This window comes from Streptomyces anandii JCM 4720 (assembly GCF_014650655.1).
GTDB classification, from domain to species: Bacteria; Actinomycetota; Actinomycetes; order Streptomycetales; family Streptomycetaceae; genus Streptomyces; species Streptomyces anandii.
Window position 1 is genome coordinate 65,210 of sequence record NZ_BMVJ01000008.1, and the last position, 11,185, is coordinate 76,394.

General features: G+C 75.1%; 8 protein-coding genes. 4 read left to right on the forward strand and 4 right to left on the reverse strand.

Annotated elements, in window-relative coordinates; all coding sequences use genetic code 11:
• Positions 1-1,294 (forward strand): ERAP1-like C-terminal domain-containing protein (locus tag IE249_RS37480; RefSeq protein ID WP_229858634.1); only part of this gene is annotated, 1,294 nt, incomplete at its 5' end.
• A 248-nt stretch (positions 1,295-1,542) separates the two neighbouring features.
• Here IE249_RS37480 and IE249_RS16265 read toward each other — a convergent pair.
• The 3 genes from IE249_RS16265 to IE249_RS16275 all read right to left on the reverse strand — a co-directional run bounded on the left by IE249_RS16265 (position 1,543) and on the right by IE249_RS16275 (position 4,319).
• On the reverse strand, positions 1,543-1,812 hold the full coding sequence (locus tag IE249_RS16265) for a hypothetical protein (protein ID WP_189705543.1): 270 nt from the start codon (positions 1,810-1,812) through the stop codon (positions 1,543-1,545).
• A gap of 62 nt (positions 1,813-1,874) precedes the next feature.
• Positions 1,875-4,016: a 4-alpha-glucanotransferase gene (gene malQ / locus IE249_RS16270; protein ID WP_189705544.1), complete on the reverse strand. Its 2,142-nt coding sequence runs from the start codon at positions 4,014-4,016 to the stop codon at positions 1,875-1,877.
• A complete protein-coding gene (locus tag IE249_RS16275) occupies positions 4,017-4,319 on the reverse strand; it encodes a hypothetical protein (protein WP_189705545.1) in 303 nt (100 codons plus the stop codon). It lies immediately after the preceding gene.
• A 229-nt stretch (positions 4,320-4,548) separates the two neighbouring features.
• On the opposite strand from IE249_RS16275, the gene IE249_RS16280 reads away from it, so the two are divergent.
• Positions 4,549-7,563: a glycoside hydrolase family 84 protein gene (locus IE249_RS16280; protein ID WP_189705546.1), complete on the forward strand. Its 3,015-nt coding sequence runs from the start codon at positions 4,549-4,551 to the stop codon at positions 7,561-7,563.
• Positions 7,564-7,658: 95 nt separating this feature from the next.
• On the opposite strand, the gene IE249_RS16285 is transcribed toward IE249_RS16280, so the two are convergent.
• On the reverse strand, positions 7,659-8,195 hold the full coding sequence (locus tag IE249_RS16285; protein WP_189705547.1) for an HNH endonuclease: 537 nt from the start codon (positions 8,193-8,195) through the stop codon (positions 7,659-7,661).
• Positions 8,196-8,528: 333 nt separating this feature from the next.
• Between IE249_RS16285 and IE249_RS16290 the strand changes: the two genes are divergently transcribed.
• Positions 8,529-9,629, forward strand: coding sequence for a mechanosensitive ion channel family protein (locus IE249_RS16290; protein ID WP_189705548.1), 1,101 nt, complete (start codon positions 8,529-8,531; stop codon positions 9,627-9,629).
• Positions 9,630-9,786: 157 nt separating this feature from the next.
• Positions 9,787-10,998 (forward strand): ROK family transcriptional regulator, encoded by a 1,212-nt coding sequence (locus IE249_RS16295; protein ID WP_189705549.1) that lies wholly within the window; start codon positions 9,787-9,789, stop codon positions 10,996-10,998.
• Positions 10,999-11,185: the final 187 nt, after the last annotated feature.

Genomic DNA, 11,185 nt, shown 5'->3' on the forward strand with positions numbered 1-11,185 from the left:
GCTGGAGGAGACCTCCGGGCGCGACCTGAAGACCTGGTCGAAGAAGTGGCTGGAGACGGCCGGCATCAACATCCTGCGCCCGGAGATCGAGACGGACGCCGACGGGGTCATCACCTCCTTCGCCGTCCGCCAGGAGGCCCCCGCGCTGCCGGCCGGCGCCAAGGGCGAGCCCGTGCTGCGCCCGCACCGCATCGCGGTCGGCCTGTACGACCTGGACGAGGCGAGCGGCAAGCTGGTGCGCGCCGCCGACGGCCGGATCGAGCTGGACGTGGACGGCGAGCTGACCGCCGTGCCGCAGCTGTCCGGACGCCGCCGTCCCGCGGTCGTCCTGCTCAACGACGACGACCTGTCGTACGCCAAGGTCCGTCTGGACGAGGAGTCCCTCGCGGTCGTCACCGAGCACCTCGGCGACTTCGAGTCCTCGCTGCCGCGCGCCCTGTGCTGGGCGTCGGCCTGGGACATGACCCGCGACGGCGAGCTCGCCACCCGCGACTACCTGTCCCTGGTGCTGTCCGGGATCGGCAAGGAGTCCGACATCGGTGTCGTGCAGTCGCTGCACCGCCAGGTGAAGCTGGCCGTCGACCAGTACGCCGACCCGGCCGCGCGCGACACCCTGCTCACCCGCTGGACCGACGCCACGCTGGCCCACCTGCGCTCCGCCGAGCCGGGCAGCGACCACCAGCTGGCCTGGGCGCGCGCCTTCGCCGCCACGGCCCGCACACCGGAGCAGCTCGACCTGCTGAACGCCCTGCTGGAGGGCTCCCAGACGGTCGAGGGCCTGGTCGTCGACACCGAGCTGCGCTGGGCGTTCGTGCAGCGGCTCGCGGCCGTGGGCCGCTTCGACGAGCCGGAGATCGCGGGCGAGTACGAGCGGGACCGGACGGCGGCCGGTGAGCGGCACGCGGCCACCGCCCGCGCCTCCCGCCCGACCGCCGAGGCGAAGGCGGAGGCGTGGGCCTCGGTCGTCGACTCCGACAAGCTGCCGAACGCCGTCCAGGAGGCGGTCATCGCCGGCTTCGTCCAGACCGACCAGCGCGAGCTGCTCGCCCCCTACACCGAGCGCTACTTCGAGGTGCTCAAGGGCATCTGGGACTCCCGCTCGCACGAGATGGCCCAGCAGATCGCGATCGGCCTGTACCCGGCGATCCAGGTGTCGGAGGACACCCTGCGCAGGACCGACGAGTGGCTGGACTCCGCCGCCCCGAACGCGGCCCTGCGCCGGCTGGTCTCGGAGTCGCGCGCGGGCGTCGAGCGGGCGCTCAGGGCCCAGGCGGCGGACGCGGCGGCCAAGTAGTCGCGCTTCAGGCGGCCGTACGGCGGCAGGGGGCGCCCGGTGCGACCGGGCGCCCCCTGCTCGTCGTGCGGTGGCCGGCCGTGCGGTACGGCGGAACGTGCGGTACGGCTCAACACGCGGTCCGGCTCAACGCGCGAAGGGCGCCCGCCTCGCCCACGTACGGCGGGGCGTACGTACGGCGGGGCGGGCGCCCTTCGCGCGGAGCGCACCCGGGTGCCGGCGGCCCGGCAGGGCCTCGGCGGCTCGGGTCAGGCCTCGGCCTTGACCTTCACGTTGCGGCTCGTGTCCTGCTGCTTGGCGCGGGACTTGTCCAGGGCGACCACCAGGCCGGTGATGATCAGGAACAGGGCGAGCGGGATACCGACGAAGATGCCCAGCGTCTGGACGACGCTCAGGCCCGGACCCGGGTCGTCACCGTCGTCGCGCGTCAGCGCGAGCGCGGGGGACGACATGAGCAGCATCATCAGCGTCGTACCGGCCGCCAGGGTGCCGGCGCGCAGGGCGTTCTTCTTGTCCACGGTGCAAAAGTAGCGAACGCCGGAACGGGCCGCGCGCCCGGGGTGCCATATGCGCCTTCGTCTCAGTCCCGGGCTCCCTCTCCGCTCGCGTCCACCCCCGCGTCCGCCTGGGTCTCCACCCCGGCCCGCAGGACCTCCGTGAGGGCGTGCAGCCGGGGCGAGGCGGCGAGTTCCTCCAGGGTGACCGGGCGGCCCCGGTCGTCGGCGACGGGCAGGCGCCAGTTGGGGTACTGGTCCCAGGTGCCGGGGAGGTTCTGCGGGCGGCGGTCGCCGACGGTGTCCGGGAGCCAGAGCCCGACCATGCGGGCGGGGCTGCGCAGCAGGAAGCGGTGGACCGCCTGGATCTCCGCCTCCTCCGAGGACGCGGACAGTCCGCCGCTCGTGCCGCGCAGCAGCCCCAGCTCCGACAGCAGGGCCAGCCACTCGCTGGTGTCCGCCGCCGCCTCGGCGCGCTCCTCCTCCAGCGGGCGGGTGAGCAGGCCGAGGCGGTGGCGCAGTTCGACGTGCTCGCCGGTGAGCCGGGCGGCGGTGGAGGGCAGGTCGTGGGTGGTGGCGGTGGCCAGGCAGCCCGAGCGCCAGCGTTCGGGCGGGAGGGGGCGGCCGTCGCCCTCCCAGTCCCGTTCGAACCACAGCACCGACGTGCCGAGGACACCGCGCCGCTCCAGGGCCTCGCGCACCCCGGGCTCCACCGTGCCGAGGTCCTCGCCGATCACCACGGCCCCGGCGCGCGCGGCCTCCAGCACCAGGATCGCGAGCATGGCCTCGGCGTCGTAGCGGACGTAGGTGCCCTCGGTGGGCGGGCGGCCCTGGGGCACCCACCAAAGCCGGAACAGGCCCATGACGTGGTCGATGCGCAGCGCGCCGGCATAGCGGAACAGGGCGCGCAGCAGGCGGCGGAAGGGAGCGTAACCGGAGGCGGCGAGTCGGTCGGGTCGCCAGGGCGGCAGACCCCAGTCCTGGCCCCGGGCGTTGAAGGCGTCCGGCGGCGCGCCCACCGACATGCCGGCCGCGAAGTGGTCCTGCTGGGCCCAGGCGTCGGCGCCGTCGGGGTGCACGCCCACGGCGAGGTCGTGCACGATCCCGATCGCCATGCCGGCCTCGCGGGCGGCCCGCTGGGCGTCGGTGAGCTGGGCGTCGGTGAGCCAGGCGAGGCGGGAGTGGAAGTCGACGCGGTCCATCAGCTCGGCGCGGGCGCGGGCGGTCCCGGCCGAGCGGGGGTCCCGCAGGTCCTCGGGCCAGCGTCTCCAGTCCGAGCCGTGCACCTCGGCCAGCGCGCACCAGGTGGCGTGGTCCTCGAGGGCCCGGCCCTGCTCGGCGAGGAAGTCGGCGTAGGCGGCGCGGCGGCCGGGGCCGAGCGTCACCTCGCGCACCAGTTCCAGCGCCTCGCGCTTGAGCTCCCACACCGCGTCCCGGTCGATGAGGGCGCCCTTGTCGAGCACGGCGGCGCGCAGCCGGCCGGCCCGCTCCAGCAGACTTCGCAGCGGCTCGCGGTCCCCGACGTAGGCGAACTCGGGGACGGCCTCCACCCGCAGGTGGACGGGGTCGGGGAAGCGGCGCGAGGAGGGGCGGTAGGGGGAGGGGTCGGTGGGCGCTCCGGGAACGGCCGCGTGCAGCGGGTTGACCTGGACGAATCCGGCGCCCAGTGTCCGTCCGGCCCAGGCGCTCAGCTCGGTCAGGTCGCCGAGGTCGCCCATGCCCCAGGAGTGGTGGGTCAGGAGGGAGTACAGCTGTACGAGCAGCCCGTAGGAGCGGCCCCGCGGGGTGGGCAGCCGGGGCGGCGCGACGACCAGGTGGGCCTCGCCGGTGCGGCCGTCGGGGGCGGTGGCGGTCAGCCGGTGGACGCCGGGCGGCAGGGGCGGCAGGAGGTCCGCCCCCGGGTGGGTCGCGCCCTGCTCGGTCTCGACGCGCAGTCGGGTGCCGGGCGGCAGTCCGGTCAGGGCGGCCGGCGGGTCCTCGCCGCTCCAGCACACCACCGTGGGCGGCAGGAGCCGTTCGGCCAGTTCCCGCTCGCGGGCGGTGCGGGCGGCGCGGGCGGCTTCCGGGGTGCCCGCGTCGACGCCGAGGGCGGCCAGCGCGGCGACGACGGCGGTGGCGGAGGCGGCGACCGTGCGGCCGGGTGAGGGGCTGTAGGAGGTCGCGACGCCGTGCAGCCCGGCGAGCCGCGTCAGGTCCGCGCCGAGGGACTCACCGGCCGGCTGGTCCATCTACGCCTCCGGGCCGCAGGGGTCGGCACCGGCCGGCTCGGCGGCGGACTCGCTGGTCAGGGGGGCGGCCTCGGTGAGCGGGGGTTCGCTCGTCAACGGGGCCTCGGCGTCGGGCAGCGGCGGCTCGCTGGTCAGCGGGGCCTCGGCGCGGGCGCCTTCCGCGCTGAACACGCTCAGTGGGGCGTCGGGGCCCGCGGAACCGTCCCGGGCGGCGGTCGGCCGGTCCTCGGGCGATCCCGCCCAGGGTTTGGACAGGGCCGTGTCGGACAGGGCCGAGAGCAGAAGGTGTGCCGGTGCGGCCACGGGGGCCTCCTTGTCGAGTGCGGCATCCGGTGGATTACCGCAGCCCTACCCAGTGCGCGCGAGGGCAGACGTACCCGATCGGCGTACGTGCTTCTGGTCACATTCCCCACTCTCCAGGGTGGGGCAAAGATGGCACAACGGCCACTCTCGTTGACACCCGTCCCCCTTGGTGGTGGGCTCAATGCTCCTCGACACCGGCGCGGGAAGGCCGTGCGACGAAGGAGGGGCCGTGCGGGTTGGGCGCGGAAGGTCGGCTGCGGCCCTGGCGTTCGCCGTGGTCGCCGGGACGCTCGGGGCCGCCGCCCCCTCGGCTGTCGCCGCGCCGCCCTCACCCGGCGGCGGACCCGGCGCCGAGAAGGCCGCCTCCCCGCAGATCGCGGTCTGGCCGCGACCGCAGTCGCTCCGTACGACCGGGGACGCGGTGGCCGTCACCGACAGGGTGGCGCTGGTCGCCGACGCGGCCGCCGACCCGTACGCCCTCGACGCGCTGCGCGCGATGCTGCGCGGGGCGGGGGCGCGGACGGTCACGGACCTCACCGCGGCCGACCCGGTCCCGCCGGGCACGCTGGTGGTGCGGGCGCTCACCGAACGGCCGCACGCCGATCCGCGCCACGCGCTGCCCTCCGGCGGCTACCTCCTGGCCGTCGGCCGGGGCTCCGGGCACGGCCCCGGCACCGTGACGCTCACCGGCGCGGGCGAGGACGGCCTGTTCCACGCGGCGCAGACGCTGCGCCAACTGCTGCGCCCCGACGGCACGATCCCCGGCGTGAGCGTGCGGGACTGGCCCGGTACCGCCGTGCGCGGCACCACCGAGGGCTTCTACGGCACCCCGTGGACGCAGCAACAGCGGCTCGGCCAGCTGGACTTCATGGGCCGCACCAAGCAGAACCGGTACCTGTACGCGGCCGGCGACGACCTCTACCGGCAGGACCGCTGGCGCGAGCCGTACCCGGCCGCGCAGCGCGCCGCGTTCCGGGAGCTGGCCGAGCGGGCCCGCGCCAACCACGTCACGCTCGCCTGGGCGGTGGCGCCCGGGCAGTCGCTGTGCTTCTCCTCGGACGCCGACCTGCGGGCGCTGACGCGCAAGCTGGAGGCGATGTGGGCGCTCGGGTTCCGGGCGTTCCAGCTGCAGTTCCAGGACGTCAGCTACGACGAGTGGCACTGCGGCGCGGACCGCGACCGGTTCGGCTCGGGCCCGGACGCGGCGGCGCGCGCGCAGGCGCGGGTGGCGAACGCGGTGGCCCGCTACATGACGCAGCGTCACCCGGGCTCCGCCCCGCTGTCCTTGATGCCGACCGAGTACTACGAGGACGGCACGACGCCCTACCGGCAGGCGCTGGCGGGTGGACTGGACGAATCGGTCCAGGTGGCCTGGACCGGCGTGGGCGTGGTGCCCCGCACCATCACGGGCGGCGAACTGGCCGAGGCCCGCGAGACGTTCGGGCACCCGCTGGTGACCATGGACAACTACCCGGTCAACGACTACGCCGAGGACCGCATCTTCCTCGGCCCCTACACCGGCCGCGAGCCGGCCGTGGCGAGCGGTTCGGCGGCCCTGCTCGCCAACGCGATGGGGCAGGCGGAGGCCTCCCGCATCCCGCTGTTCACGGCGGCCGACTACGCCTGGAACCCGCGCGACTACCGCCCCGAGCAGTCCTGGCGGGCCGCGATCACCGACCTCGCGGGCGGCGACGCGCGCCGCGCGGAGGCTCTGTCGGCGCTCGCAGGCAACGACGCGTCCTCGATCCTCGGCGGCACCGAGTCGGCGTATCTGCGCCCGCTGATCGCCGCCCTGTGGCAGGCCCGCACGACGACGGACCGGGCCGCGAACGACACCGCCGGGCAACGGCTGCGCTCCGCCTTCACGGTCCTGCGCGAACTGCCGCAGCGCCTGGCGTACGACCGCGTCCTGGCCGGTGAAGTCGCGCCGTGGTCGGCGCAGTTGGCGCGCTACGGCGAGGCGGGCACGACGGCCCTGGACATGCTGCGCGCCCAGCGCGCGGGAGACGCGGCCGGGGCGTGGTCGGCGTACCTCAGGCTCGAGGGGCTGCGGGACGAGGTGCGACGCGGCGGGGTGACCGTCGGCAAGGGCGTGCTGGACCCCTTCCTCGACCGGGCCCGGCAGGCGTACGAGGCGTGGGCCGGCCTGACCCACGAGCCGGCCGCCGAGCGGGACGGCGGGGCGGAGGGGCGCACGGTGCGCCTCCCGCACGCCCGCGCCCTGACCGCCGTGACGGCGCTGACCGACCCGGGGAGCGCGGGGAACGTGGAGGTCCACGTCCCCGGCCAGGGCTGGCGCCGCATCGGCTCCCTGGCGGGGGGCGGCGCGACGGAACTGCCCGTCGGACAGCTGCCGGCGGCCGCCGGGACGGTCCCCTCCACGCGGGCGCCCTGGCCGCCGGTCTCCGGCGCCTGGACCCGCCCGCCCGCCGTCACGCCCACCGCACCGGCCGCCGCGGGCACCCTCGTCGACGCGGTCCGGGTGACCGGCCCGGCCGCCTCCCGGGTACGCCATCTGGTCCCGTGGTTCGCCGACACCCCGGTCGCGGACATGGAGCTGCCGCGCGCGTCGGCGGACGCCGAGACCGGCGGCACCGAACGGCTGACGGCCCGCCTGACCTCGCTGCGCCCGGCGGACGCCCACGGCAGGGTGACCGTCGAGGCCCCGCACGGCATCCAGGTGCGCGTCCCCACCGGGGCGCTGACCGTGCCGCGCGGCACCGAGGTGGACGTCCCCGTCGAGGTGACCGTGCCGAAGGACGCCCCGTCCCGGTCGTACGAGATCCGTCTCGGCTTCGCCGGAGTCACCCGCACGCTCACCGTCCGCGCCTTCCCGCGCACGGCGGGCCCCGACCTGGCCCGCACCGGCACGGCCTCCTCCTCGGGCGACGAGACCCCCGCCTTCCCGGCCTCCGCCGCGAACGACGGCGACCCGGCCACCCGCTGGTCCTCCCCCGTCGACGACGGCGCCTGGTGGCAGCTGCGGCTGCCCGGGCCGGTCCGCCTGGGCCGCGTCACCCTCCACTGGCAGGACGCCCACCCCTCCGCCTACCGCGTCCAGGTCTCCATCGACGGCCGCCGCTGGCGCACCGCCGCCACCGTCCACGACAGCGAGGGCGGCAGCGAAACGGTGCGCATGGACGAACGAGACGTCCGCTACGTCAGAATCCAGGGCGAAAAACGCGCCACCCGGTACGGCTACTCCCTCTGGACGGTGGAGGCGTACGCGGTCGCGGAGAACTGAGGGCCGCACCCCGCGGCGGGGCCCGGCGTCCGGGCCCCGGGGCCGGTCCCGTCCCCGGGGCGGGACGGTCCCGGCAATGCGAAGGCCCGGAGTTCTCAGGCGGAGATGCCGTCGATCCGGGCCATGGCGTCGTCCGCGCCGAAGGGCTGCAAGTAGGGCAGCCAGCGCGGGTCCCTATGGCCGGTGCCGATGATGCGCCAGGCCAGGCCGGTGGGCGGAGCCGGTTTGTGGCGCAGGCGCCAGCCGAGCTCGACGAGGTGGCGGTCGGCCTTGACGTGGTTGCAGCGGCGGCAGGAGGCCACCACGTTGTCCCAGACGTGCTTGCCCCCGCGCGAGCGCGGGATGACGTGGTCGACGCTGGTTGCGACGCCACCGCAGTACATGCACCGGCCCCCGTCGCGCGCGAACAGCGCCCGTCGGGTCAGCGGAACGGGCCCCCGGTAGGGAACCCGCACGAAGCGCTTGAGCCGGACCACACTGGGTGCGGGGACAGTGACGGTCGCGCTGTGCAGATAGGCGCCGGACTCCTCGAGGCAGACTGCCTTGTTCTCCAGGACGAGGACGAGCGCGCGGCGGAGCGGTACGACGCCGAGCGGCTCGTACGACGCGTTGAGGACCAGGACATGCGGCACGGATGCCTCCTTGTGCGTCGGCGGCGCGTGGCTTGCGCCGGGACGATCTGCAGCCAGTCTCCCCTCATGCCTGGTGAACGCGCCACCATGTCCCGGTAACGGGCTGGGAGTGTTTTCGACCACACCTGATTCATCCCCCACGCGACCGCACGTTCACACGGCCTGATCAGAGGCGGGTGGGCACGCCGCCTCCGCCGGACCTCCTCAGGACTTCGCGGGACCCGCACACCGTGCCCCGTTAGTGTGGTGGCTCTGCCCGTCCGGTGACCTCTTCGTGACCCAGACGATATTGACCGCCGCGCCGGAGGGCGGACGCACCTGGAGGTACCTGCCGTGTCCTTGCCCGCCGTCCTACTGGCCGCCGGCCCGTCCCCTTCGCCGTCCCCCTCGGGGTCGACAGCGGTGACGGTCCCCACGCTCCAGGACGCCCAGCAGAGCGCGAACCAGGCCGCGAGCTGGGTCGAGCAGAACTGGTCGACCTGGCTGGCGATCGGCCTGCGGGTCCTGCTGATCCTGGTGATCGCGGGCGTCCTGAGAGTGGTGGTCCGGCGAGCGATCACCAAGCTCATCGACCGTATGACCCGCACGGTCCAGGCGGTGGACGGCACCGCGCTGGGCGGCCTGCTGGTGAACGCCGAGCGCCGCCGGCAGCGGGCCGCGGCGATCGGCTCGGTGCTGCGCTCGGTGGCGAGCTTCCTGATCCTCGGCACGGCCGCCCTGATGGTGCTGGCCACCTTCCAGATCAACCTCGCCCCGCTGCTGGCCTCGGCCGGTGTGGCGGGCGTGGCGATCGGTTTCGGCGCCCGCAACCTGGTCACGGACTTCCTCTCCGGCGTGTTCATGATCCTGGAGGACCAGTACGGCGTCGGCGACACGATCGACGCGGGCGTGGCCTCCGGCGAGGTGATCGAGGTCGGCCTGCGGGTGACCAAGCTGCGCGGCGACAACGGCGCGATCTGGTACGTCCGCAACGGCGAGGTCAAGCGGATCGGCAACCTGTCCCAGGGCTGGGCCACGGCCGGCGTCGACGTCACCGTGAAGGCCGACGAGGACCTGGACCGCATGAAGGCCACCCTCGACGAGGTCGCCGAGAAGATGAGCAAGGAGGAGCCCTGGAACGAGCTCCTGTGGAGCCCGGTCGAGGTGCTCGGCCTGGACAGCGTGCTGATCGACTCGATGGTCGTACGGGTGTCCGCGCGGACCATGCCGGGCAAGTCCACCGCGGTCGAGCGCGAGCTGCGCTGGCGCATCAAGCGGGCCTTCGACGCGGCCGACATCCCCATCGTGGGCGGCGCCACGGCGACGCCGGAGGAGGACCCGGCGCCGGACCCGTCGGCCGTGGTCGCGGCCCCCTCGGCGTTCTCCAACTCGGCCTCCCCGCAGGCGGAGGCCGCCACCCCGATCGTCACGCAGCGCCCGGCCCCCAAGCAGTAGCCGGACCCACCGCTTCCGCGCCCCCGAGGTAACGACTGCGTTGCCTCGGGGGCGCACTCTATTGACGCCCCCTTCGTCCGGGGCTTACGTTCCTCCCACCCGAATAGGAAACCTTCCTAACAGTGATCTTCAAGTGAAGGGCAGGTGGCGAAGAGGCATGGCAGGAACCGCCGGCACGCCGGGCACCCCGCGCGTCCTGCGCGCCATGAACGACCGGGCCGCCCTGGACCTCCTCCTGGAGCACGGTCCGCTGTCGCGCACCCGGATCGGCAAGCTCACCGGCCTGTCCAAGCCGACCGCCTCCCAGCTCCTGGCCCGCCTGGAGGCCGCCGGCCTGGTGCTGGCCACCGGGACCAGCGAGGGCAGGCCGGGTCCCAACGCCCAGCTCTACGCGGTCAACCCGGCCGCCGCCCACGCCGCCGGCCTCGACGTCACCCCGCACCGCATCCGCGCCGCCGTCGCCGACATCACCGGCCGCACGGTCGGCGAGTACGAACTGCCCACCCCCGGCCGGCACCCGTCCCAGCCGGTCGTACGGCAGGTCACCGAGGCCCTCGACGGCGCGGTGAAGGCGGCCGGCCTCGCCCGGGACGACCTGCACCGCGTGGTGATCGGCACCCCGGGCGCCTTCGACCCGGGCACCGGCCGGCTGCGCTACGCCTCCCACCTGCCCGGCTGGCACTCCCCCACCATCCTGGAGGAACTGGCCGCCGCCCTGCCGATGCCGGTGGAGTACGAGAACGACGTCAACCTCGTCGCCATCGCCGAGCAGCGCCTCGGCGCGGCCCGCGGCCACCAGGACTTCGTCCTGCTGTGGAACCAGGAGGGCCTGGGCGCCGCGCTGGTGCTCGGCGGCCGGCTGCACCGCGGCTGGACCGGCGGCGCCGGCGAGGTGGGCTTCCTGCCGGTGCCGGGCACCCCGCTGGTCCGCCAGGTCACCAAGGCCAACAGCGGCGGCTACCAGGAGCTGGCCGGCTCCCAGGCGCTGCCCGCCCTCGCCCGCGAGCTGGGCGTCGCCGACGTGCCCGGCGGGCCGCACGCCGAGGCCGCCGCCGAACTCGTCGCCCGCGCGGCCGACCACGTGAGCGGCCCCCACCGCACCCTGCTGACGACGTACGCCACCCGGCTCGCCACCGGTCTGGCCTCCCTCGTCTCCGTCCTCGACCCCGAACTCGTCGTCCTCAGCGGCACCGCGCTCACCGCGGGCGGCGAGGTGCTGCGCGCCCTCGTCCAGGCCGAACTGGAGGAGCTCGCCGCCTCCCGGCCGCGCCTGGTGGTCGGCGACGTACGCGAACACCCCGTGCTGCGCGGCGCGCTGGAGAGCGCGCTCGCCACCACCCGCGACGAGGTCTTCGACACCTCGCGCTGACCCGCCACGCCCGCCCACGCCCCGCCCTTCCCGTACCAGAACTCCCCTCGTCCGACCCGCCCGTCCCAGGGAGATCCAGCCATGCCCGAAGTGTCCCGGAAAGCGGCCATCGCCCTCGCCGCCTCCGCCTCCATAGCGCTCTTCGCCACGGCCTGTACCGGCCAGTCGAACTCGGGCGCGAACGACG

Excerpts from the sequence above, each read along its gene's own strand:
- malQ (WP_189705544.1), bottom strand. The coding sequence starts at position 4,016 with ATGGACCAGCCGGCCGGTGAGTCCCTCGGCGCGGACCTGACGCGGCTC.
- IE249_RS16295 (WP_189705549.1), top strand. The coding sequence starts at position 9,787 with ATGGCAGGAACCGCCGGCACGCCGGGCACCCCGCGCGTCCTGCGCGCC.